20 protein-coding genes are annotated in these 24745 nt (G+C 50.1%); 11 read left to right on the top strand and 9 right to left on the bottom strand.

Annotated features, from left to right (window positions below; all coding sequences use genetic code 11):
- Positions 1–463 precede the first annotated feature (463 nt).
- Positions 464–1258, bottom strand: coding sequence for a DUF2225 domain-containing protein (locus DESTI_RS13025; RefSeq protein ID WP_157212157.1), 795 nt, complete (start codon positions 1256–1258; stop codon positions 464–466).
- A 159-nt stretch (positions 1259–1417) separates the two neighbouring features.
- Between DESTI_RS13025 and DESTI_RS13030 the strand changes: the two genes are divergently transcribed.
- The 4 genes from DESTI_RS13030 (at position 1418) to DESTI_RS28870 (ending at position 8239) form a co-directional block, all read left to right on the top strand.
- Complete coding sequence (locus DESTI_RS13030) at positions 1418–3346, top strand: ATP-dependent helicase (RefSeq protein ID WP_014810438.1); 1929 nt, start codon at positions 1418–1420, stop codon at positions 3344–3346.
- 232 nt (positions 3347–3578) lie between these two features.
- Positions 3579–6239 carry a cyclic nucleotide-binding domain-containing protein gene (locus tag DESTI_RS13035; RefSeq protein WP_014810439.1) on the top strand — a complete coding sequence of 887 codons (2661 nt, stop codon included), beginning with the start codon at positions 3579–3581 and terminating at the stop codon, positions 6237–6239.
- 217 nt (positions 6240–6456) lie between these two features.
- Positions 6457–7701, top strand: coding sequence for an HD domain-containing phosphohydrolase (locus DESTI_RS28865; protein ID WP_014810440.1), 1245 nt, complete (start codon positions 6457–6459; stop codon positions 7699–7701).
- A 34-nt stretch (positions 7702–7735) separates the two neighbouring features.
- Complete coding sequence (locus tag DESTI_RS28870) at positions 7736–8239, top strand: LUD domain-containing protein (RefSeq protein WP_014810441.1); 504 nt, start codon at positions 7736–7738, stop codon at positions 8237–8239.
- A gap of 36 nt (positions 8240–8275) precedes the next feature.
- Here DESTI_RS28870 and mnmG read toward each other — a convergent pair whose 3' ends face one another.
- Positions 8276–10162, bottom strand: coding sequence for a tRNA uridine-5-carboxymethylaminomethyl(34) synthesis enzyme MnmG (gene mnmG, locus DESTI_RS13050; RefSeq protein WP_014810442.1), 1887 nt, complete (start codon positions 10160–10162; stop codon positions 8276–8278).
- Between the two features lie 371 nt (positions 10163–10533).
- Here mnmG and DESTI_RS13055 point away from each other — a divergent pair, with 371 nt between their 5' ends.
- Positions 10534–10992, top strand: coding sequence for a hypothetical protein (locus DESTI_RS13055; RefSeq protein ID WP_014810443.1), 459 nt, complete (start codon positions 10534–10536; stop codon positions 10990–10992).
- Positions 10993–11097: 105 nt separating this feature from the next.
- Here DESTI_RS13055 and DESTI_RS13060 read toward each other — a convergent pair whose 3' ends face one another.
- Positions 11098–11754, bottom strand: a complete 657-nt coding sequence (locus DESTI_RS13060; RefSeq protein WP_014810444.1) for an LOG family protein — start codon at positions 11752–11754, stop codon at positions 11098–11100.
- A 366-nt stretch (positions 11755–12120) separates the two neighbouring features.
- Here DESTI_RS13060 and DESTI_RS13065 point away from each other — a divergent pair, with 366 nt between their 5' ends.
- The 4 genes from DESTI_RS13065 to nagZ all read left to right on the top strand — a co-directional run bounded on the left by DESTI_RS13065 (position 12121) and on the right by nagZ (position 16021).
- The gene (locus DESTI_RS13065) at positions 12121–12585 is read left to right on the top strand and encodes a hypothetical protein (RefSeq protein ID WP_014810445.1); all 465 of its coding nucleotides are present in this window, start codon (positions 12121–12123) and stop codon (positions 12583–12585) included.
- Positions 12586–12753: 168 nt separating this feature from the next.
- Positions 12754–14103, top strand: a complete 1350-nt coding sequence (locus tag DESTI_RS13070; RefSeq protein ID WP_014810446.1) for a cytochrome c biogenesis ResB family protein — start codon at positions 12754–12756, stop codon at positions 14101–14103.
- Positions 14104–14125: 22 nt separating this feature from the next.
- Positions 14126–14944: a c-type cytochrome biogenesis protein CcsB gene (ccsB, locus tag DESTI_RS13075; protein ID WP_014810447.1), complete on the top strand. Its 819-nt coding sequence runs from the start codon at positions 14126–14128 to the stop codon at positions 14942–14944.
- A gap of 27 nt (positions 14945–14971) precedes the next feature.
- On the top strand, positions 14972–16021 hold the full coding sequence (nagZ, locus tag DESTI_RS13080; RefSeq protein WP_014810448.1) for a beta-N-acetylhexosaminidase: 1050 nt from the start codon (positions 14972–14974) through the stop codon (positions 16019–16021).
- 18 nt (positions 16022–16039) lie between these two features.
- Here nagZ and DESTI_RS13085 read toward each other — a convergent pair whose 3' ends face one another.
- Positions 16040–17908 carry a histidine kinase dimerization/phospho-acceptor domain-containing protein gene (locus DESTI_RS13085; RefSeq protein WP_014810449.1) on the bottom strand — a complete coding sequence of 623 codons (1869 nt, stop codon included), beginning with the start codon at positions 17906–17908 and terminating at the stop codon, positions 16040–16042.
- A 298-nt stretch (positions 17909–18206) separates the two neighbouring features.
- Between DESTI_RS13085 and DESTI_RS13090 the strand changes: the two genes are divergently transcribed.
- The gene (locus tag DESTI_RS13090) at positions 18207–18674 is read left to right on the top strand and encodes a hypothetical protein (protein ID WP_041286195.1); all 468 of its coding nucleotides are present in this window, start codon (positions 18207–18209) and stop codon (positions 18672–18674) included.
- A 576-nt stretch (positions 18675–19250) separates the two neighbouring features.
- On the opposite strand, the gene DESTI_RS13095 is transcribed toward DESTI_RS13090, so the two are convergent.
- From DESTI_RS13095 to DESTI_RS13115, 5 genes are read right to left on the bottom strand one after another with little or no spacing between them, the layout of a single operon-like run.
- Positions 19251–19532 carry a hypothetical protein gene (locus DESTI_RS13095; protein WP_014810450.1) on the bottom strand — a complete coding sequence of 94 codons (282 nt, stop codon included), beginning with the start codon at positions 19530–19532 and terminating at the stop codon, positions 19251–19253.
- 52 nt (positions 19533–19584) lie between these two features.
- Positions 19585–21321: a sensor histidine kinase gene (locus DESTI_RS28875; protein ID WP_014810451.1), complete on the bottom strand. Its 1737-nt coding sequence runs from the start codon at positions 21319–21321 to the stop codon at positions 19585–19587.
- Positions 21318–22961 carry an ASKHA domain-containing protein gene (locus DESTI_RS13105; RefSeq protein ID WP_014810452.1) on the bottom strand — a complete coding sequence of 548 codons (1644 nt, stop codon included), beginning with the start codon at positions 22959–22961 and terminating at the stop codon, positions 21318–21320. The genes DESTI_RS28875 and DESTI_RS13105 overlap by 4 nt, the downstream gene beginning before the upstream one ends.
- Positions 22924–23937: a uroporphyrinogen decarboxylase family protein gene (locus DESTI_RS13110; RefSeq protein ID WP_014810453.1), complete on the bottom strand. Its 1014-nt coding sequence runs from the start codon at positions 23935–23937 to the stop codon at positions 22924–22926. The genes DESTI_RS13105 and DESTI_RS13110 overlap by 38 nt, the downstream gene beginning before the upstream one ends.
- Positions 23934–24572, bottom strand: coding sequence for a cobalamin B12-binding domain-containing protein (locus DESTI_RS13115; protein WP_014810454.1), 639 nt, complete (start codon positions 24570–24572; stop codon positions 23934–23936). Before DESTI_RS13115 ends, DESTI_RS13110 begins: the two co-directional genes overlap by 4 nt.
- Between DESTI_RS13115 and DESTI_RS30765 the strand changes: the two genes are divergently transcribed.
- Positions 24571–24717 (top strand): hypothetical protein, encoded by a 147-nt coding sequence (locus tag DESTI_RS30765; RefSeq protein ID WP_157212158.1) that lies wholly within the window; start codon positions 24571–24573, stop codon positions 24715–24717. The two genes, DESTI_RS13115 and DESTI_RS30765, sit on opposite strands and share 2 nt — an antisense overlap.
- The last annotated feature ends 28 nt before the right edge of the window (positions 24718–24745 follow it).

Here is a 24745-nt window from a genome sequence, read left to right on the forward strand (position 1 = left end):
CGTTTAAGCAAGCATGGCAGCGCATCTCACGCCATGAGATCCTGTAACATCTATTCGCTTTCAAGCAGCAAATACTGGGGAAACCCTTCTTGTATAGCGGTTATCGAAAGTCTTGACGGAATCCAATGCCTGCAATGGGAAGAATCAGTAGCGCCGGCGTCCCTGCCGACGAGAACTGATTGATTTGTTTGGTGAATTGTTCGCCGGCACGGAGGCCGGCGCTACCAAGTGCTGGGAACTGCTCTTCACAATCCGTGATTACTTTCGAGAATCGGTATTTAACCCCGCGTCTGGCGGGGCCCAAGCCCCTTCTTAAGAACTTTTAGCATTTGGTTCAAATAACGGTTTTTTCTATTGAAAAAACTGTTGTTTAAACAAGTGTTAAAAGTTTTTTGGAGGAGTTTGAGGAACCTTTTTTACAGAAAAGGTTCCTCAAGTATTACTGCTTGAAAGCGAATAGGTGTTAGAAGCGTTGGCGGTCGTCGTCAGGTTGTTCTGATTGTTCCCGGAGTTCATCCGGGGAATAATCGATTTTTTTCGGTGGAATGCTGCGTAAGGCAGGGAAAAGACCTTTGAATCTGGGGGAAAACTGTTCCATTTGGTCGGGAGCATAATGAGACCAGTATGGTGTCGAATCCTCCTCCTCGATCAGAACGGTCAGCAGCAAAGCGGGATATCGATACCGTGGATTATTGCCGAGAAACGTCAGCATCTCCTTACCTCTGAGAAACTCGGCCTTCCTGCGGTTAATTTCTCCCAGCAGGTATATAACCATTCCCGGATCTCCTTTGGTAAGCCCGCGGCGAAGCGCATCGTCCAGGAAACGGTCTGCTTTGGTCAGGAGTTCTTCTTCTGCGTCGAGCGCTCCGATTTCCCGGGCAAACCACGAGCCCCTGAGTGCCAGTAAGCCCAAGTCTCGGGGGTTGAGGCCTTTTGCACGGAAGATCGAAGTAAGAGCCAGCCAACTACGCGCGCATTGCTCTTCCTCGGATTCGTGTTCAAAAAGTTCCAGATAATCTTGGGACTTGACCAGTTCCTTCACGTGTCCGGGGACTCGTTGATGGAAATCTTGTACTAAGCTCGTATAATGGCAGTGGGGACAGGTTGCTACGTCCGAGGATCGATTGCAGTCTTTAGGAACAACGCGAAAATCCAAACCATATCCGAAAGGAGACGTGTTCATGCCCTCGACGGTTCGACAATGAGAAAAGTGATTCATGCACAGAGGGCAACTCACTACGAGCACTGAATTGTTCACGCAATCCTCCTTGAGATCCATAACTGAATTGCACCTCCCCGAAAACCCGCGACAGCGATACCATATCATAGGTGATGGCTTTTAGCCAAGCGTTTCTTGAACACGAACTTTCTTTCTGGAGACAAACTCACCAGAATGATTAAATTATCTGAGTGAAATATGAAAAAAACCGGTTATTCAAACATCGCATACGAACAGGATTTGAACTCCGCGCAGCTTGAGGCTGTAACGGCTCCAGAAGGACCTCTGCTCATCATTGCCGGGGCCGGTTCGGGAAAGACCAGGACCATCGTGTACCGCGTTGCCTGGCTTGTGGAACAAGGGATAGAACCCGAATCCATCTTGCTGCTGACCTTCACGCGAAAGGCAGCCGAAGAGATGCTCTCGCGAGCATCGCAGCTCCTGGGTCTCAGGCTGACCGCCATTGCCGGAGGTACATTTCATTCCACGGGCAACATGTTGCTCAGAAGGTATGCGGCCCTTCTCGGATTCGATTCATCCTTTTCCATTATGGATCAGGGCGATTCCGTGGAAGCCATCGACCATGTGAAGAAGAACCTTGTTCCTCCTTTGACCGATCCAAAAGGATTCCCGAAGACCAGAACCATTGCGGAAATAATAAGCAGAGCAGTCGGATGTGCATGCAGTGTGAATGAAGCAATAGAAAAGCGTTGTCCTCATTTCGGCGAATTTGCCCCGGAGATCGACATTATCAAAGTCAAGTATGAGGAACATAAAAAGAATAATAATCTTATGGATTATGATGATTTACTCGTGAACACGATTAAGCTTTTGGAGGAACATCCGAGGATCAGGACGGAAATATCTGAAAAATGGAGATATGTGCTCGTAGACGAATACCAAGACACGAACCGGCTTCAGGCTCGCATTGTGCAACTACTCGCCTTTACTCACGATAACGTCATGGTTGTGGGAGACGATTCGCAAAGCATTTACTCGTTCCGGGGCGCTGATTTTACGAATATCGTAGAATTTCCGAATCTGTTTCCCGGAACGCGCATTATCCGACTGGAGGAGAATTACCGCAGCACCGCGCCCATCTTGAGTGTGACCAACAGCATCATTCAGCGGGCTGCTGCAGGTTACTCAAAGCGGCTTTTCACTCAGAAAACCGGAGGACCTCTCCCCATAAGCGCCCGTTCATCTACGGAACGCCAACAGAGTAAATTTGTCGTCCAGTGCGTGCGGGAATTAAACGAGCATGGCGTGGAACTGAACGAAATAGCCGTGCTTTTTCGAGCAGGGTTCCATTCCTTCGATTTGGAAAGCGAACTGACGCGCAATAATATCGCTTTCGTGAAATACGGCGGATTCAAGTTCCTGGAAAGTCAGCACATAAAGGATGTGCTTGCGCATCTCAAAGTGATCCACAATCCTGCAGACCGTTTGAGCTGGATTCGTATTCTCAAGCTTCTGCCGGGCGTCGGCGACAAGACCGCCCTTCAACTGGCCGGCACTATCTGCCAGGACGGCATACCCCGTTCCACTGCCCAGATCGTATCCAAGCCCCCGAAATATGGCAAAGATCTGGACCGGTTGCTTGAACTTGTTTTCCAACTCAAAAATGAGACAAATCCCATATCGCAGAAAGTGGAACTCATAAATGCCTATTACTTCCCCGTGCTCAAGGAAAAGTACGACAACTATCCCAAAAGAATGCGCGATCTGGAGTACCTGGCGGATTTGACTTCGAGTTACAAGAGCCTGAATAGATTTCTCAATGACATGGCTCTCGAGCCTCCGGATGAGGAGAGAAGCTCCGAAAGGGAGAGACAGGACAGCCTGGTGCTCTCCACCATACACTCGGCAAAAGGTCTGGAATGGCACACGGTGATCCTCATCTGGGCGGCGGAAGGCCGCATCCCCTCCCCGATGGCTCTCGTATCTCCCGATGATCTGGAGGAAGAACGCCGACTTATGTATGTGGCAACCACAAGGGCCAAACACAATCTCGTTATTGTGGCTCCGCATACTGCACTGGATCGAACCCGGGGACAGGTCCCGGTGAAGCTCTCCAGATTTGTCGAGGAGATTCCGCAGGATTATTTTCGCACCTATTCCGTTTGACCCTCTCGAGCGGTTTTACGAATAAGGCTTGTTTTATAGCCAGCAGAAACATTGATTATCCTTGATGCTTCCCTACTCTTTCTCTATAATCTGGCCTGTTTTGCTCAGGCTCCGAGCAAATCCCTTCAGAGAGCCGCATCTGCTGCACAGGAGAAAGAAAACAGCCTTATTCGGTCCCCCATGTATTTTGGGGATCAGGGGAACTGAAATCCACGCGATCCAGTGAATCCGTATGAAGCAGTTTCTGGAAAAACACCTCAAAGTATATCTTCACGAAGCCTCCAAGTTCATCTGGATTGCATGGATATGCTTCGCAATTTTTCTCGTAACGGCAATCTTCAGAAACTATGTCGATACTGCATTTCTGAAGAGGTACGGCCCCAATTACATCCCCTATATGCTGGTGATAAACGCTATCCTGACGTTCTTCGTCATGGGGGTCATAGATCGACTGGGACGGAAATTTAGCGATTATATACTCCTATCAGCGTTCCTGGGGTTGTACGGTGTTCTCGTCACACTTCTCTTCTTTACCGTCAAAGCCGATCTGAGCATCTCATACCCGATACTTTACCAGTTGCTCTACTTGCTGGATTCAGTTCTGCTCGTTTACCTGTGGAATATTGCAGGAGATCTCTTCGATGCCCGCCAAGGCAAGAGAATATTTCCCCTCATTACCGCAGGACAGGTGCTCGGGACCACTGTGGGGAGTTTTCTCACCCGACCTCTGACCGTCTTGTTGAGGGGCGAAGATCCGGTTCTCCTCGTGTTTGCGGGAATCTCGCTCGCAATTGCGGTGTACATGTGGCGCACCGGGAGCGGATTTCTTTCCCATGTCAAACCGAAAATCCAGACTGTTCGCGGAGTAGCAAAAACTATCGGGCTGACCGAAGTTCCCCGATTGATCAAAGAATACCCAATTGTGCGCTATCTGGTCGTTACCGGATTAATACCCAACATTTTGCTTCCCATTTTCTTCTTTCAATTCAGTGTGGTGGCCAACAGCACGTTTCATTCGGAACAATCATTGATCTCATTTTTGAGCATATTCCGTGGGACAACAACATTAGTTACCTTTGTCCTGCTCTTTTTCATGGGGAGAATGTACTCCTCAATCGGGCTGGCCAACTCATCTATTGTTCAGCCATTGAATTTCGCGGTGCTCTTCGGATCCTTGCCTCTGTTCTTCAATATCTTTGTTGCTGCATACGGCCAGTTTTCCACAATACTCATTCAGAGAGCTATAGCCGGGCCTGTGAACAAGATTTTGTACAGCATTATCCCGTCTGACCTTCAGGCCTGGAGCAGAACGTTTATCCGAGGCAGTGTGTTGAAAGTAGGTATGCTTTCAGGCTCCCTCACCATGATATTTCTCAAGCCCTATCTTGCTCCCAAAAGTCTGTCGTATATCGCTTTTGTTCTCGCTCTTTACTGGCTTGTGGAGACACTGAATTTCCGAAAGCATTACACGAGAATACTGAAACAGGTTATTGCAGAAAAGCAGGTTGATTTCGAACAGATAGAAGCAGTACGGCCGTTCGAGGGAGCGGGAGCGACGGCAGAACTGGGGTCCGCTACTGTTGCCAATCGGGTAGAAGAGTCCGTTGAAATGCCGGAACGAGCTGCTCCGGTTATGGACCCCGAGATCGCTCTAAAACTCCTTGATGACGAGAACTCTCTCACGAGAGCGGAAGCAGCGGCTTCGTTTGCTCAATCAAAAGATATGCGTGCAGTGCGGAAGCTCATTCAGCTTCTGGAAGACACTGATGACGACGTGAGGCAAGCCGCGATTGAAGCGCTCATGGGGTACGGCGAACTCATTCTCCCATTCCTTGAAGTTTCCCTGTTGGAAGCGCCGCCTCGCACAAAGCAGGCTATTCTCGAAGTCATACGGCTTTCGGGATTGACGGAATTTGAAATAGTGCCGTTTCTCGGTAAAGAACTTGCTCAAGCGTACTGGCATCTCATAGCAGTCAGAGATCTCGACCGAATAGAAGGTATGAGCGTGAAAATGCTCAAGGATCACCTTCTAGCGGCAAATGAGGAACACCTGAGTCTGATTTTCTATGCGTTATGGGTCTATCATACCGACATGAGACTCATGTACCAGGCACTTAAGTCCGAGTCCGCTTCTATTGCGGTCGAACTGGTAGAGAACTCCATACAAAAGGAATTGAGTCCGTATCTCATTCCGCTTATTGAAGACATTCCCTTAAATGAAAAAATCGAGGAAGGCAGAAAGCTCTTTCCGCTTGTGCGCAAAGAAACTCCTGAAAGAGTTGTTACTTTTCTGGTGGAATCGGACGATCCAATTACCCGTATGCTGGCGCTCTTCGTGATTGCCGAGCAGATGCCCGAATACTCCTTCTTGCCGGTTGTTGAATCCAGGCTCAGCGACGACCAACCCCATGTTCGCGATATTGCTGATTACGCTTTGAAGCGCATTCTCCACGAGGACATAACCATGCCCGACATAATCGACAAAATCAATAAACTCAGGACTTTCACTATTTTTGAAGGGATGGGTGTTCGCGAACTGCATGCGATCTCCTCGGTGATTTCCGTTGAGACGTTCTCACCGGGAGAAGTCCTTATCAAGCAAGGAGAAGAGAACTCCTCCATCTATCTTATTGTTTCCGGACAGATAACTATCTACGAGAAATACGGCACAGACGAACAGAAGGCGAAAGCCACAGTTGGCGAAGGAGCATTCCTTGGAGAATTAAGCCTGTTCACCCGCATGCCTCCGAACGCAACGTGCGTGGCGGATGTCGTTACCGAAGCATATGTGTTGCGACATCATCAATTCCAGGAAATCATGAAAGTTTATCCGCAAATCGGAATAAATCTGTGCAGATTCTTTACTATGAAGCTCCGGCAGGTTGCTTATTGAGCCTTTTGGATTTCCGGAATCGCTAATTTCCACCAGCTTGCGTTCAACCGTGCCGAAATCCGATAGTTTTTCTTGCATTCCTCCTCTGCTCTACCATTCCTTTGGAATTTTGGTCTTCTTTTTAAACTTGTCTTTCGTACAAAATTCCATCAATGTACGTTGAACAAACGTATCCGGACCAAACATTCCCTTTCAAGAAATTCACGCGGAGAAGTGCATGGATCGGCACAATTCCAAGGAAGAGCTTGTACAGGAGATTCGCGCTTTACGGCGAAAGATAAACGAACTCGAGAATCAGATAGCATCTACGCTTATACCGGGCAAGCACGAGGTCGGCCCGCAACCGGCGACGGAATTCGGGCGAAAATTTCTGGAAGCGATCCGCACAAAAGATTTTCTCCAGGGAATTCTCGATAGCTCGACACTCGTATCAATAGTGCTCACGGATTTGGATCAAAACGTGCTCTTCTGGAATACGGGCGCGCAGAACATCTTCGGATATTCATCAGATGAGATGATAGGGAGCAAGATCACTCGTTTGTACCCTCCCGATGCTCTTAGCACAGAAACCGTGGAACAGCTTCGCACTGTGATCCGTACCAAGAGCGGAGCAGTACACGGAAACATGCAGCAACTCACCAAAGACGGCCGCACCCTTATCATCTCACTGGCACTGTCCCCGATGATCGACACGGACGGTGAAGTTCAGGGCATTCTCGGTGTGGGATTGGACGTTACTGAAGAAATTCTCCGGCAAGAGGAAATCCTCAAGCTCCTGGAGCAAGTCCAGACGACCCAGGATATGGCGGTCTTTTCTTTGGCCAAATTGGCCGAATCCAGAGATGCCGAAACCGGCTCGCATCTGATTCGCATTCAGAAATACTGCAGAATTCTCTGTAATCGGCTTTCCGACATGCATCAATACCGCGATATCGTTACCGATCACTATACTACCGACCTGATACGCTCCGCTGTGCTCCACGACATCGGGAAAGTGGCCATGCCGGATTCTATCCTGTTGTCGCATGAGCTGTTCACGGTGACGGAACGAGAGATAATGAAACGCCACACTCTTCTCGGAGGCAAAGCTCTGGAAGAAGCAGTCACGACACTAGGCGAAAAAAGCTTCCTGTCGTTAGGCATGGAGGTCGCCTATTACCATCACGAAAAATGGGATGGTACCGGCTATCCGTATGGATTGAAGGGAGAGGAAATACCTCTTTCAGCCAGAATCGTGTCGCTCGTCGATGTATATGATGCCCTAACCTCGGAGAGACGGTACAAGAGACCTTTCAGCCACGAAGAAGCCAGCCTGATCATTCAGGAGGGCCGGGCAAATCATTTCGATCCCGGATTGGTGGACGCTTTTTCCGATGTACAGCAGGAGTTCCACATTATTCGCGACGCAATAGCGGGACCGTTGACAGGATCCGATTTCTCGGAGACTATGGCCTCAATATAGTTGCAATGAAAACCGACCCAAGGCGAGGCACATCGTGACCGAATACCTGGTAAAAATCTTCACGGAAACCGCAGCCAATACGGCCGCCGACCCCGTGGTTGTGAACAGCTACGAAGAATTAAACAATATCATTGCACAGCTTGTTGAAAATGACGGACCGGTCTATTGTCCGAGGATCACGGAAAAAGAAAAGGCCGTATCGATTCCTCAGGATCGCTTGACTGATAATTATCGCGAAGCATCGGTATGCATTGAAGAGGTTCGCGGAGCTATCGCCGAAACCGGAAGCCTGATTTGTACTAGTGAAAACGGCTCGACCGTACAGGCTGGATTGCTCCCGGCACACCATATTGCCATGGTCTCGTCACGTAATATTTACCATAAACTAGATGACTTCTTTGGCGCAGGCAGCTCACCCTTGCCCACAAACATCACCCTGGAAACCGGTCCCAGTCGTACTGCAGATATCGAATTGACTCTTACCATCGGTGTTCACGGCCCCGAGCGACTGAGCATTATCGTGTTTAACGAGGATTGAGCCCAAGGACTCCACACTCAAAACGTTGAAGATTCTTCATACGGCCTCTCGATTCTGTACGGTACTTCTCTGTTTTATCCTCACCATAAGAGCGGTCAATGCTGCTGGTGTCACCCCCGGAACACGGGAAATCTGCCCAAGGGATCTGGGCTGCACGGATTTCAGTTTTTCCTGGAGTTCGCGAGAAAGTCCGGGGATGGCTTCATAGTCCATGTCTTCCGGGACGAGCACCTTTTCCATTCGCCTGAATTGCGCGGCTTCCCTGTTCTGCCGCTCGATATATCCTTGATATTTTATTTGAATCTCAATCTGTTTGGCTACTCGAACATCGATGACAAGAGGAAGGATTCCCAGATTCATCAGATCCTCGAGCATTATTTCGGGCCGTTTCAACAGCTTGTTTCCTGAGATCGTTTCCCGGAGTTCTTTTCCTCCCCTGGACATAATGAGATCGTTGATCTGTCCACCGGGCGTCACTCGCACGCTGTCCAGGAATTCGATGCGAGACTCCACCTCACGCATTCGCTCATCCAGCTCGTTGCCCATGAATTCAGGGATCAGCCCCAGTGAGACTCCCTTCTTCATAAGCCTTTCCGAAGCATTGTCTTCCCGCAAAAGCAGGCGATATTCAGATCGGGAGGTGAACATTCTGTACGGTTCATTTACGCCTCGGGTAACTAAATCGTCCACCATAACGGCCATGTACGATTCGGACCTGTCCAGAAGAAAAGGCTCTCGTCCCAGCACGGAATGAGCAGCGTTGATTCCGGCCCACAATCCCTGTGCTGCAGCTTCCTCGTACCCGGAAGTTCCATTGATCTGGCCGGCGAGATACAGGCCCTGGATGAGTTTGGTCTCGAGCGTAGATTTTAGCGCAGTCGGATGAATATAATCGTATTCTATGGCGTACGCGGGCCTGACGATTTCCGCGTTCTCCAATCCCGGAACCGACCGGACCAGGTCTACTTGGATTTCCGGCGGTAAGGAATTTCCCAACCCCTTTAAATACACTTCCGACGTGTGGAGTCCTTCAGGTTCCACTACAATAGGATGTCTCTCGCGATGAGGAAATCGCGCGACCTTGTCCTCCAGGGAAGGACAATACCGAGCCGGAGTTCCTTGAATAATCCCCGAATACAACGGTGATTTCAGAAGATTTCCAGCTACGATCTCGTGGGTCCTGGGTGAAGTATAGGTCTTGTAACAAGACCGTCTGGGCCTGTCGATCCGGGCTGTACGGAGAGAAAAAGGACTGAAATGTTCATCTCCCGAGTCCTTCTCCATAGCCGCAAAATCTATTGTGGAACCTTTGGCTCGAGGCGGCGTGCCTGTCTTGAAACGTCCATGGGGCAGTCCAAGGCTTTGCAGGTGCAACGCGAGTTCCCTCGCCGGGAATTCGCCGGAACGTCCTGCACCGTACGATACGTTTCCCACGTGGATGGTTCCGTCCAGAAATGTCCCGGTCGCGAGGATCACCACACGTGAAGTTACTTCGTATCCGGACCTTTCGATTATGCCTATGCATCGATTGTCCCGGACGAGCAATCGTTCAACCATTTCCTGCCGTATCAAAAGATTCGATTCTCGTTCGACTGCCGATTTCATCGCCAGGGAGTAATCGAGTCGATCGCATTGCATCCGGGATCCCTGCACCGCAGGACCTTTACTGGTACCGAGGATCTTATATTGAATACAAGAGGCGTCTGCCGCCCTGCCCATTTCTCCGCCGAGTGCATCGATCTCCTTGACCAGGTGTCCTTTTCCCAGCCCTCCAATAGATGGATTACAGGGCATCAGCCCCACGGTATCGGCATTGAGGGTGTACATCCATACGGAAAGCCCAATCCGGGCGCACGCCAGAGCCGCCTCGCACCCGGCATGACCGGCTCCCACGACAATGATATCTACATCCTGAGCACACATGAAATGTCCTCGCACCATGAACCATTCGAGAATTGAGGTACAAGTATACGGTATCATGCGCCAGGATCAAGTGGACAAAATAGAGGCTGGGCAAGTGGAGAGCGCGCTGCTCGTGGAGCCGTCAAATAGTTAATAAACTACTTTAGCATATTGATACAAGTTGCCATATGCATTAAATTATTTTTGTATCAAACACAACAAAGCTTAAAGTTGATGTCGAAATCGAACTCATGTTTTTTATCACTTAAACGAATTATCCTCCCAGATTCAGGCTCCTTTGTATTGACCACTTACCTCAAAAATGATAATGTAGGTTTATAAAGTTTGAAAACAGATTGGTTTATTTATCTTTTTTTCAAAGGAGTATGGGTATGGTTTACAGACTCATATGCGTTGGTCTTGTGTTGGTGTTCCCGTTCCTCATAATAGCTTCTGCTCAGGCATCCTATTGTGGCCCGGGAGTGTGTCCGCCACCATTGAAAGTGCCTGTTTACGGAAATGCGGCTCCGGGCATGATGCCTCCAATGGCGGGTCCTGCTATGGCTGGTCCGCGGCCCATGGCGGGCTGTTTCCCTCAGCCCTGTCCTCCGCCTTCATGCGGACCTGAGGAAGGTTTCAACCCGATTGCAAAATTGTTCTCTGTTATCACGTTTCCTTTCAGAATGATTGGCAGCGCTTTTTCCAAGAAACAGTGCGAGCAGAATTTCTGTGCACCTCAGGGATGTATGCCCCTGGCACCTCCGTGCGGTCCGCCTCCGGTGACCAAATGCAAACCTGGTCCTATGCAGAAAGCACCGGCCTTCGGATACGGTCCCATGGGATACAATTGAGATCTGATTTGGGGGAATAGTAATTCAGTGCGGAGGGAACCTCTGGTTTCCTCCGAATTCTTCATACCACCTGCCCTACTCTGCACAATTTCTCCTTACAATCCCTCACAATATGACGATACGTTTTATAGCTGCAACTGCAGCGGCAGGATCGTCAACACACTGAAGCAGTTCCATGTCGTCAGGGCAGATCATACGATGCTTCATTAACATGGTTTTCTTGATCCATGAGATGAGATCCTTCCAGTAATCCTTTCCTAATAGAATTACCGGAAACGGCTTTATGCGATTCGTTTGAATCAAAGTGAGAGCTTCGAACATCTCATCCATAGTTCCGAATCCTCCGGGAAGAATAATGTATGCGACCGCATACTTGACAAACATAACCTTCCGCACAAAGAAGTACCGGAAATCGATGCTGATGCTCGTGTAGGGATTCGCTGTTTGTTCTCTGGGGAGTTGGATATTGAGACCGACCGATTTACCTTTGGCCTCGAATGCGCCTCGATTGACAGCCTCCATAGCGCCGGGACCTCCTCCCGTTACTACGGAGAAGCCGCTTTCCGCCAGCAGGCGACCGACTTTTCTCCCCAATTCGTATACAGGGCTGGATTCGGTGATGGAGGCAGAGCCGAACACGGAAACCGCCGGATATATTTCCTGCAAGTGCTCTATCCCGTCGACAAATTCCGAAATTATCCTGAAAATGCGCCAGCTTTCGTTGGCGCTGAGATCGTCGATGACGTATTGCTTATCGTTCATGAATACCTTCTTTTTGCAGGGGCTTGTGTAATAAAGAGAGGGAAGACTTGAGAAATCACCGAGTCGATTCTAGAATCGTCCTCGGGGCTTGTCAACCTTTAAAGGCTGGAATTACGAGAGCTTTCATAAATCCGCGTTCACCGTTTCAGGCGCATTTCCCTATGTGTCGGGTGGCGAACGCATCCATTCAGATCACCAGTGTTCCGTTAGCACCGGTTCCTTCTACCTCGATAGTCGATATCTGCGAATGCTTGCAGATATCTCGGTATTGATGTATGAGGAGTGATACTGACCGGCCACATGTTTTGCCGTCTGGAACGGGGAAATCTCTTCCGTACCAAAGTACGGTGGGAAAGAGGCTTATGCATGGATCTGACGGAATACACTCGGGAAACCCTTCACGGGCTGGAGGGGGTATTCGTAATCGTCGAAACATTGAAAGCCGATATAGAAGCTGACGGTCTGACCGCAAACGACCTTAAGTCTCTTGTGGAATCGAAGCTTTCTGCCACAGACATAAAGATCCTGACTGATGAAGAATGGCGTGCCTCGGCGGATCACCCCTGGCTTTACGTAAGCATCAATACGATAAAGTTTCTCGCCGGTCATTTTTATTCTCTCGATTTACAGTTGAGACAAGAGGTCTCAATTGTTCGCGAGGCTACTGTCTCCACGAGTGCAGCGACCTGGGAACTCGGGTCCGTAGGATTTTCCGTAATTACGGAAGTGCCCGGTCGTGTACGTGCTGTCCTTGAAGGGTTCCTCGACAGGTTTATCCAGGACCATACTTTGGTGAACACCCGGCAGGAGGAATCGTCCATACCCCGGTAACATGGTTAATCGTCATTTTCTGCACGTTTCATAGGGTGTGAAGGTTTGTTGTGTTCGGACAAAAGTGATATAACTTCAGGGAGTAAAGCCGCGCGCTCATAAAAATGCAAAAGGGCGTTGCAGTTCCGAAAGTAAACGAATTCATCCGTTAGGGGAGACGATCCATATATGAAGGGAAGAGTTGCGGGGAATTCTTCTTCCACTGAGGAGAAGGGTTCCATCATATCCAGTATCGGCGGGTTCTTCACATCCGCCCGGACCACTATTGTTCTTCTTTTTCTCCTTGCAGCAGGCTCGGTTGTCGGAACCATTGTTCCTCAGACACATGAGATAGGTCCGGTTACTTCATTCTCGTCCAGACTGATTGTGATATTGGACTTGAACAATGTGTACAGGAGCTGGTGGTTCTCTTTCTTGCTGGTTCTCCTGTCTTTAAACCTCCTCGGGTGCTTAATTGAGAGACTCCCGGCAATCCCTGGTGAGTGGAAAGGAAGATCCCGAAGAAGTACCTTTAGCCTTAAGCTAGCTGATACCAGGTCCCCTGCGAAGCTCATCGAAATTCTGCTTCCCAAACTGAATACATTCATGAATCGTGAGCCGGAGCGCTCGGCAAAAAGCGATGAATTCGTGTGGATTAAAGATCGAATATATCTCCTTGGATTTCCCCTTATCCACATAGCTATAATTGTGATCCTCTTGGGTGGTGTCATAGGTCTTTTTTACGGATACCGCGGACATGTTTTGATAAAGGAAGGCTCATCCGCACAGCAATTCTCGCTGAATTCGGGAGAAACCAAAACACTTCCCTTTGCCATCTCTGTGACGGCCTTTTCTCTGACCCGGTATCCCAGCGGAGAACCCAAAGAGTTCAGAAGTGACGTAAGAATATTAGAAAACGGCAAAGAAGTGCGCAGTGGATCCATTCTCGTGAATCATCCTCTCACCTACAAAGGGATTTCCCTCTTTCAATCCGATTACCGGGTTGTCGATGTGAAAGAAGTGAGACTGACCGTTACGGGACCGGACTCGAACAAGTCCGATCTGCTGCTTCGTCCTCAAAGTACCCAGACGATTCCCGGGACAGACTACGAAGCTCGTCTGATGAGCCTCGACCCGGGGACCACGCAGCGCGGAGCCGGAGTGGATTTGGCGGTGAATAAGCAAGGAGAAAATCCTCGTTCCCTCCGTGTATACAAGAAGACCGGTCCGGTGCAACTTGGAGACGTCCAGCTAGCTTTTGCCGATTACACCCCGTTGTATGCGACGGGGCTTCAGGTAGGGTACGATCCGGGTACACTCGTTGTATGGATTGGATGTGGATTACTCGTTATAGGATTTTTCCTTACGCTGTTCACGAATTTTCGCCGAATCAACCTCACTCTTACGAGAGAGGAAACTCGTACTGCTATCCGCGTTTCCTGCAGAAGTAGAAGTATGAGAAAAGAATTCCGAAAGTCCGTAGAGGAAATCATACGAGGAACTCTGCAGTCTCGCTCTCCGCAGACCAAAATGAAATAGGAGACTCTTGCTGGAATCAACTATGAAGAGTATCGAACTGATTACGTACGTTACTTTCGGATACTTGGCCTGTTCGGTCCTGTATCTCATTGCTCAAGTGTCCGGATCGCAAACAAAGACAATAAAAAGGTATCTTTTAGGGGCGCTGATCTTTGTATTCGCACTTCATACCGGGGCCATAGGCCTCAGGTGGATTGAGTCCTACCAAATGGGTATCGGCCATGCGCCTCTCTCGAATCTTTACGAGTCTCTGGTATTTTTTGCGTGGTGCATAGCGCTTGCTCTCATCGTCGCACGTTTCAGATTCGATATGGACCTGCTGGTCTTGCTGGGATTGCCCCTGGTCACCCTGGTGCTTGCATCCACTTCTCTCATGGACCCCAGTATTAAGCCCCTGATCCCAGCGCTGCAGTCAAACTGGTTGATTGCTCACGTGATCACCTGTTTTCTGGGGTATGCGGGCTTTGCCGTTTCCTTTGTGGCTGCGATTCTGCTGTTAATGGCAAGAGAATCTGATTTTTTTGCCAGGCACCTGCCAAGGCGGCAGACGCTCGATGAGATAGTGTATAGGTCAATTCTTGCAGGATTTCCCATGCTTACCATTGGAATTATCACCGGTGCCGCTTGGGCGGATTATGCCTGGGGAAGCTACTGGCAATGGGATCCCAAAGAAACGTGGTCGCTCATCACATGGCTCGTGTATTCCGCATTTCTCCATGCTCGTCTGACGAGAGGTTGGACAGGACGCAAGACCGCATTATTGTCGATTATTGGATTCGGTGCAGTCTTATTCACGTATTTCGGCGTAAATTACCTCCCCGGTTTACACAGTTATTTCTGATGTAAAGCTCCGGTGAAGACAGGTCTCATGAACCTTAGAGATATCGGCAGACTCTTCATTCTCGGTTTCAGAGGAACTGAGTTTTCTCGCGAACTCCAGTCGTTTCTGAAAGACCTCAACCCCTCGGGAGTAGTTCTCTTCTCCCGCAACATCAAGTCTCCCATGCAGGTAGCGCAACTGAATCACGACCTCCAGGTTTTCGGGCGCGCCTCGAATGGCCTTTTCATAGGAGTGGATCAGGAGGGGGGCCGTGTTCGCCGCCTGAAAGAGGGATTCACAGAATTTCCGCCTGCCCTCGAACTCTCTTCGCGTCCCGATCCGGAAGCTTCGGTGCGTCATTTCGCTCGCAGAACGGCTGAAGAGCTGACGCTTACAGGATTCAATCTTGACTTCGCTCCTGTGATGGACGTGATCGGCAGTCCCGAAAACCTGACTTCATCGGTCATCGGAGACAGATCCTTCGGATTCGATCCCGACAAAGTGGCTCGTTTGGGGACTACTGTTATTCATGAGTTCCGTTCCAAAGGGATTATCCCGTGTTGCAAGCATTTTCCCGGACATGGCGGGACGCTTGTCGATTCACATGTGGACCTGCCCATGGACACGAGGGAATTTGAATCGATTGAGCGCCTGGATCTGGTTCCGTTCCGCTCCGCCGCGAAAATGCAGGTTGAGATGATGATGACTGCCCATGTACTGTATCCATCAATGGATAAGCTCTTGCCTGCGACCCTGTCCGGTGCGATCCTAAACGGACTGCTCAGAGAGAGACTCTCCTATGGCGGGATCGTGATTACTGACGATCTTGACATGGGAGCCGTTGCAGACCGCTATTCCGTTGAAGATGCATGTACTATGGCCTTTACTGCAGGAGCGGATTTGCTTCTCATCTGCAACAATCCTGAGAAAGCTTTTCGTGCTCGTCAACGTATATTCGAAGCTCTGCAATCCGGAGAGATTCCCGAGTCGAGGCTGATGGATTCGATTACCCGTATAGAAAAACTCAAATCAGCATATATGAGTTCCCTCGTACCATGCGACATGTCCGCAGCAAGGAATCAGTTCGGACGTTCCTAAACCGTACAATGAAAGTGTTCAAAGACTGCGGGAATCTCCACGCGATCGTTCCTGATGCAAAGGATTCATGGGAAGCCAAACCGTAACCAGTGTCCCGGTTGCGTCCGAAGTAAGAGAAATAGATCCACGATGATCCTCGATGCTCTTCTTGGCCAGAGCGAATCCGACTGCACCTCGAATACCTTCTGTCGTAACAAAAGGATCGAACGCCTTTTCCAGATCCGTCGAACAAATCGGCTCGCCTTTATTGTGTATCTTTAGTTGGAAATAGGATTTGGATTCCAATTCTCCAGTGCGCTGCGCTTTCTCGCCGGGAGTTGTTACCCTCGTGCTGATATGAATCAACTCATGGGGAGGAGAAGCTTCCAACGAGCTTGCCAGTAGATTCCGGACCATGTCTTCGAATTTCTCCGGGTCCAGCAGTAACTGCCCCAAATCCTCTTCGAGGTCCAGCTCCACCAACAGGTTCTTCTCTCGTATTATCCATGTGTTAATTCCTACAACGTATTCTATCAGCTTATTCGGATTCACTTTCCGGAGACTGACTGCATCATGTTTTGTGAAATCTATGAGTCTCCTCAGAATTTTCTCCAACCTCGCAACTTCTTTGATAATGATCTGAAAATTGTCGCTGTTCATTACCGGATCGAACCTGCCGGTTGCGGACTCCTTTGCCATTCGTCGAGCAAATCCTCCGATTATGGTCAAAGGCTGACGCAATTCGTGTGCCACCCTTGCAGTATGTTCCGCAAGCACTTTTGCCTCTCGGGATTGAACGATGTGTTCGTACAGCTCGTCAATCGTCCTGATCTTCTCCACCAGTTCTGCCTGGACTCGTTTGCGTTCCGAGATGTCCTGTTTCATCACCCAAAACCTGACCAGCCCTTTTTCCTGAAAACTTGCTACCAGGGTGTTTTCGAAATACCTGACTGTGTTGTCAGGACCTGTCTCTGCAGTCTCGAACGATTTGACCGCAAATTGTTGCTCGATCCAAGTTTCCAGATAATGCACGTGATCTCGGGGTAGTATTGTATTCAGGGATATTCCCTTCAGTTCCTCACCATTCTGCAATCCATAGAATGTGGCAAATGTTCCGTTCGCTTCAGTAATTTTGGCACGTAACACAAGATCGAGCAGTTCATCCTCTTTGTGGTCAGGCTTGACCTGACGCCCCAGCGCGAATTCTGCTATTCCTATCGGGAATATGTCTACAAGAGCTCGATATTTCTTATTCAGAATGAGTTCGTGCTTCACTGCAGTCAAATCTTCGAGCAACACAAGAATTGTCCGCTGATGCCCGAACCTCATCGATCTCAGATGCATTCTGCCCCAGAGTTTGCTTTCTCCTTTGCCAATCAGGCCTTCTCGGAACTGAGGTCTTCTTTCGGTCAAGAGTCTGATGAACATGTCTCTTACTGCATCCGAATCTTCTGCAAAGAGCGAAAAGAAAGATCGCGGCTTGTCAGAGACGAGACAGAGTTTCAGGAATGCATTATTGGCGAATTCTATGGTCCCGAATTCATCCACCAGTAAAATCGGCATGGGTATTACTTGAATGAGCTTCCCGAAAGAAGCCATCGTGATCCACCTGACGTCGAAACTTCCCGTTTCCGTCACGCTTTTGCGTTGGGGTTCATCCGATTCAGGGGCAGAAATCGTTGAAGCGTTCGGGAAAGGCACTGGCAACTGTTCGTCCTGACCCGCTTCATCGAGAACCGGGACTTGTTCATCCGGGTCCCAAACCAGCTCGGTCGTTCGCTGTGGATCCGGAACATGAGTCGGGACGGCGGACTGATCCCCTGCAGCGGCTTCCAATTTTGTCAATCGTCGGCGGATATCCCGGAGTTCTCGAATTAACTGATCTTTTGTTTTTTCTTCGTCTTTCATGATGTCGTCGAGCAAAGGCTCAGCCCCTAAATCGCATGTCTATGAAGGCTAGGGTGGAACATTTTTGAACCAAATCCGAAATCGATTTTGATATAGTGTTCATTATAGTGCGGACGGGTTCGGAGGCATACCAAAAGTTACGCTGTCTTCTCGATCGAATAAGGGGTTTTTGAATGCATGCCCATGTGAAAGAGAACCTCAACTCGTCGAGGAACACCACTATCGCGGGAAAATTGCACAACTTCCGACTTTCTAATCCTGAAAGTACATGAGCACGACCCCGAATCGGAGGAAATCCATGCTTAAGATGAAAATCTCCAGGGCGATCTTGTGTTCGATCGCTGTAATCCTTTTTTTCGGCGAACTTTCTCAAGCATCATCCATTCTATTCGTAAGAGTGCCAGAAGACAGAATCAACCGCGAATACGTGGCAAAATCCCGTCAGATCACCGATTCTCTTTATGCCAACTGGCAGCAGAGCAAATTCGAACCGCTATCGAGTGAATTCACGCCCGAAATGCAGAAGGGATTGACTCCCCAGATGCAACGTCAAGCTTTCGAGCAGATCAGGTCGATTTTCGGTGATTATCGAGGAATGGAACTTGTGGAAGTCTTGAAGCCACGCTTTTTGTTCCCAAGAGGAACGATTTACCGTTTCAAAGGAGTTTACTCAAAATCTCAACAGCCGGAAATACGGGTTGTTTTCGACTCCTCGGGCAAGGTATCGGGAATGTGGTTGAAATTCTGGAAAGACGAATTGCAGTAAGAATTCTGAATTCTGAGATCCGTACAGAGAAACTCATACCTATGTGCAATCAAGGTAGGAAGATCGGTCAGGAAAGCTTCTCGTAACAGCATTTCGCATTTATAGTAAATGCCAAAATTAGTATCCGATTGAAGATTAGGAATATTGGTGGGTGCCGTGCCCCCGTGCCGGCACATCTTCAATATGATCAATGATATCGATAGAATGGACCGGCAGAGACGCCGGTCCCTACCAATATCCCGTAATTCACACGCGGGATAAGCGACAGAATTTTTAGCACTGACTATATGCACATAAAATAAGAACATCCTGCTCATCTTGATGGGACTGGCCCTAGGCCTGACCGAAGATGCATTTACGAACTCACAGGCATAAACCATCAAAGAAAACAGATGATTGTCATTGCAAGGAGCGCAGCGACGTGGCAATCGCCTGGGACTCAGGCGCTTAATTTCACGCGATTGCTTCGCTTAGCTCCCGCCAGGAACTCCACCAGTTGCACCACCTGCGCCGCCGCCACTTCCGGGACGATCAAAGACAAACCAAGGGAGAGGAATAAATCTTCTCTCTCTTACTTCAGAATCCGCCCCGACGCCAGCCTCTTCCATAGTAACCTCTACCATGTGCGCCGTAATGTCCCGGATACCCGTACCAGCCGTATGAGCCATAGCCCCCGTATCCGTCGTAACCACCGTATGCGCCGTATGCGGTATTTCCAGGCATGGCGGAACCAGGACCGAACACGGTATTCGGTATACCGGGAACCGGCCACTTGCTAGCCGTGTAAGCCCAACACGTGCAAGCACCAAATGCCAGCATGGCAAGAACTGCAAAAATCATGATGGATTTCTTGATCATACTCTCATCCTCCTGTCCACTGGGACCATTCTCATTCATGAACTTGTTTCTATCATCTTTCCATACGATCGGGAATAGTAAAGTAAAAGGTGGAACCGGTCCCAACTTCGGATTCCACCCAAACCCGCCCGTGATGGCGTTCCACAATTTTCTTAACTACTGCCAGTCCTATTCCCGTCCCATGAAAAGGCCCCTTCTTGCTTAACTGCTGAAAAATGACGAAGATCCGTTCAAAGTACTTTTGTTGAATTCCTATCCCGTTGTCTTTTACCGAAAATATCCATTCGTTTCCATTTTGTTGTGCGGACACATGGACCTTCGGCGATATGGCAGGTCCGAATTTCAAGGCGTTTCCGATAAGATTCTGCAGAAGCTGAATCAGTTGAATCGGATCGCCCATAAGTATTGGCATATGATTGCAGGTTATTTCCGCACCTTTCTCCTCTATGAGACTTCTCAAATTCTTTATAGACTGGTTCAAGACTTCCTTCATATCCACAGGTCCAAACGCCTGCCCCCGAGTGTTAAGGCGGGAATATGCCAGAAGATCTTGTATCAGGGCCCTCATCCTTCTTGCGCCATCAACAGCAAAGTCGATCAGTTGATCGGAGTCTTTGTCGAATTTCCCTCTATGCTTTTTCTCAAACAGTTGCAGAGCGCTCGCTACAGTTCGCAAAGGTTCCTGTAAATCGTGAGAAGCCACATAAGCGAATTGCTGAAGGTCCTCATTCGACCTGCTCAGTTCCGCGAGTGTCTGTTTGAGAGCATCTTCTACTCGCTTGCGTTCGGTGATGTCGATATTGACCTCAAGGACGAGGACGGAGCCGTCGGTGTCTACAAAGGGGAAGTCGTAGGCATCCATAATGGAGCCTTCCGGACCTATGAATTCCCAGTGATGAGGCTCGCCGGTTTTCAGCACGTTGAAAGATTCGCAAAACTCACAGGGCTCTTTCCGGCCAAAACGATAATCAAAGCACCGACGTCCGCGATCCTCGCCGAATTTCTCACGGGAACCGCGGTTGGCAAACGCGACTTGATAATCCGGTTTCAACAGGCACACCATGACAGGCATCGTTTCCAGGATGTCGAATAATTTTTGCCGCTCGGTCGCTACAGCTTCCTTCGCGTTCTCCAGTTCCGCAGTCCGCTTCTGAACTCGAACCTCCAATTCGTCATGGGCTTTTTGGAGTGCCTCCTCTGCCCGATGCCGATGGATGATCTCGCTCTGGAGTTGTTCGTTGGCCTTTGTCAATCTGGCAGTGCGTTCTCGGACCAACTCTTCGAGGTGCTGGCGGTGTTTCCTGAGTTCCGCTTCCGATGCCAGGCGCTCGGCTGTCGTTCCCACAAGACCGGCGAGAGCCAAGTAGATATTGAGCAGATCCTTCGGAAATAACCCGGAGGACCTATGCCCCACAAGCAACACTCTCGTGACCTGGTTTTCCAGGGAGATGGGCAAAAAGGCTATTACAAGGGGTTCCGGTGTTGACGAAACGAATCGCCAGCTAAGGAAACCACTGTCAAGGACCTCGGCGATTTCTTCGTTCACCTCTGCTGCAAGGTCCATTCTTTCGCGAAGTTCAGTGGAGAACGTCCAATGGCAAACTGCTATTTCCCCGTTTGAGCGGCGGTCTCCGAAACCGCCCAGATCCGCGCCCCAAAAATTGACCAGAAGTTTGCTCGTCTCGCTCCACACATCCTGATGGATCGTCAAACGAGCGAGATACTGGGCAGTCTTGATGAAGGCATCCAGATAATTCGCTTGTCCGGGAAATATGGTTTTCGTCGTCACTCTCCTTGCGATGGCTGGAGGTACAAATGCTCCAAGAAGATGTCGTCAAAATTAGGACACTGGGATAGATTAACAATCTTTAGACTATTTCTGAGGAGCGCCAGATGTCGAGCAGCAATATCTGATAGCATAACGTCCGCGCACCCGGCTAATGCCGTGTTTCCACAGAGTTCGACAAGCTCTGGTTGTATTTTGGGCAATAACCCTATCTGCTGGGCATTGGCAATATTTAGGAAACTGCCGAAAGCCCCACCAACACAAAGGCGCCGCAAATCTTTGTAATCCATGTTCGCCCGCTCAAGCAAGACATGTATTCCCGTCCCAATCGCGGCTTTGGCTCGCTGAAAAACATCTACTCCATTTTTTGTCAGAAAGATACCCGGCTTGTCTCCCACGAGCGCAAATCCAGTTCCAGGAATAGACGATGTGAACCGGCCCATGTTGGTTAATCTGTCCGTCTTCACCAGGTTGGCAATAAGGTCTACCAATCCCGAACCGCAGATGCCACGCGCTTGACCGTCGCCGATGACTGCAAAATCAAATATTCCATCTTGTTGTTCATCTACGCGATAAATGGCCCCGGATTCCGCGGGAAGTCCGCATTCAATGCCACTTCCCTCGAACGCAGGCCCTCCGGCGGCAGAAGTCACCCACAAGGCTTGACCGTCCCATAACGCTATCTCGGAATTGGTACCAAAATCAATGAAAAGGCAACCGGCTCCGTTTTCGGTGAGACGGGTCGTCACAACGCCCGCCAGTAAATCAGACCCTACAAAGCCACCCAACGGCGGTATGACCTCTATCCTCGCGTTGGGATGAACGTTCCAAGCCACAGCCCAGGCATCCGTATGGCTGGGCAAACAATCAATGGCTCTCGTCCAGTGGCTTGGCTGAAGCAACTGACTGTAATTTCGCCCCGATAGCAGCGCCAGCATCGCTGTGTTTCCCACCAGGACAATACTCTTGACCCGTTGAAGGTCGATTCCTTCTCTGGAGGAGATGTCCCACAGTGCCTCCCCTATGGCTTTGACGATTTGTCGGCTCATAACTTCCGCCTGCTCGGAGGACTCGGACGCGGTGATCAGCCGGGTCATAACGTCCGAACCAAAAAGCATCTGCGGATTGGGGCCATAACGCCCCGCCAGGCATTCACCGTTGGCAAGGTCAAGTAAAGAGAGACTGATGTGAGTTGTTCCCAGATCCACTGCCAGGCCGTAAGTATCTTTTTCCTTCTCTCTCAAAGGGAAAGCAGCGAAACGCGCGGTACATCGTCCTTCTCTAGAGGAAAGGCTTCTCCAGTCTGATTCAGGAGCGGGAGAAAGGATTACAATCTGCAAATCTTGCCTGGGAATTACCTGGCAGGCCAACCGAACGCCTTCGGTAAGTTGTTCTTCATTGAGATATGTACTCTCATTTGGCTTGGGTTCGTCCACATGACCTGCTTCAACCCGCACGAGGCACAGACCGCACGCCCCCGTCCCTCTGCATCCCGCACGAACCCGAACATCGGCCCCGTCCAAGATCTCTCGCAGGGACTGACCCGGGCTGAATGGGATTCGTCGCTCCTCTTTTTCCGATTTGACGGTCAGCGTCGGCAGAGAATCACCTTCTCTCTCTCGTTGCCGCAACCATAGCGGCAATGTTTTCCGGCCTCGATTCCAGAGGAATTTCACAGCCGGATGACAAGATAAAGCCCCTTCGATCAGCAAAAAGGCCGATCAATCTGGACGACTCGGCAGCAATTGCGTCAGGATTAGCCTGAACGAAGTCAAGGCACTTTATGTTGCCATCGAGGCAAGTCTGAGGGAGGGCGCTCCGAGCATCCAGCAGATTAACCTCGCAGTCAATATTCGCGATGTCCACTCCGGCCTGTGGATAAAAGGGTAAGATGCCATGGGTCGGCCCGGCAATATGGAGCCAGTTGGCTACAGCCCCCGCCTGTTTGAAGGTTTGGAACACTCTCTGGAGACGAGGGAGTACCATGTCGCGGAAGAACTGGTACGGAATGACCGCTTCCGAAGAGGACGGGTCGAAAACCAGAGGCAGATGTGCACCTGCTTCGATCTGTGAAATCCCGAACTGAAGGGCGACCTCCGTGGCATAGTCCAGCAAACGGGAAAATCGTTCAGGCTCATCCACCGCCAGGTACAGGGCTGCTTCGATACCAAGCAATTGGGTCGCCACGGTCATCGGTCCCACCACGCAACCGACTACCAACACGTCATCTCCTACCTCTTGCCGCATAATGCCCAACGCTTTCAGCAGATCCGGCATGCGCCCCGCTCGGCGAGGATCGGGTACCGAGAGCCGTTCAAGGTCAGTCCCATCAGAAAGAGCGTAGGTCCTGACTATTGGATACTGGTCTGCTCGATAGGTCAGGACAGAACCCGCGGCCTCAGTCTCAACACTTGCATCCATCAAAGCAAAGACAGCGTCGTAATCGTAGCGTTTCAGCGCTTGAATCTGACATCGCGCCAGCAGTTCCCCACTCCGGACATATTCGCCCACAGGGACTCCTGCCAGGACAGCAGCATGACCGAAAACCTGACCGATCACCGGCACGCGATCCGGAGGTTGGAAATTCACCGCCGCCTTGATTCGTTCGATGCTGTTCATTGTTCACCTTCGACAACGCGATCAAGATATCGTGCGCCATCGAAAGCGGTTTGGGCGACGAAATCAACGTTCAGGCTCTCGGCGGAGGCTTGCTTCAACGCTGCCCCGCCCGCCATCACCTTAATATGACCGAGTCCCTGGCTGCGCATTTCATCCCTGATCTGTCTCACCTGAGGGATCAGGCTGGATATCAAACCGCTGACCGCAACAGCACGTGCGCCTTCTCGCTCCGCGATTTCGATCAGTCTGTCTGTGGGGCAATCCTTGCCACAGTCCACGACATGGTATGCTTTTGCCATCAACAAGACTTTCAGGATATTCTTCCCCAGGTCGTGTACGTCCCCCTCCGGACTCGCCATTACAACAGTTCCCTTTGTTCGAAGTGAAGTAGCGCCGGCAGGATACAGCTCTTTCATGACTCCCATCACTGCCCTTCCGGTAAGCATGATTTCCAGCAAGTTGAACTGCTCCATTGTGCACTTACCGTCCAATTGCTGCATCGCCGCTTCCATCCCCTCAGTGACTATCCGCTCGTCTTCGACTCCTGTGCCACGAAGTCTTCTAGCTTCGGCAATCGCCTGAACCTGGTCGCCGTCAAGCAAAGCCTTCACCAGTTGGTCCATCGGTGTTTTCATGGTCACTCATCCTGCCCATAACGGCCCGGAATTGGGCGAAATCGAGCCGTTCTTCCGGAAATGCGGGCCGGTCGGTCATTGCATGGTTGCCCTTTCACACAAAGAACCCGCTGCCACTCCCCGACAAGGCGTCACAGGGGACTAAATACGTCGAAGCACGCTTGAAGAGCCAC

Source organism: Desulfomonile tiedjei DSM 6799 (genome assembly GCF_000266945.1).
In the GTDB taxonomy this organism is placed as follows: Bacteria; Desulfobacterota; Desulfomonilia; order Desulfomonilales; family Desulfomonilaceae; genus Desulfomonile; species Desulfomonile tiedjei.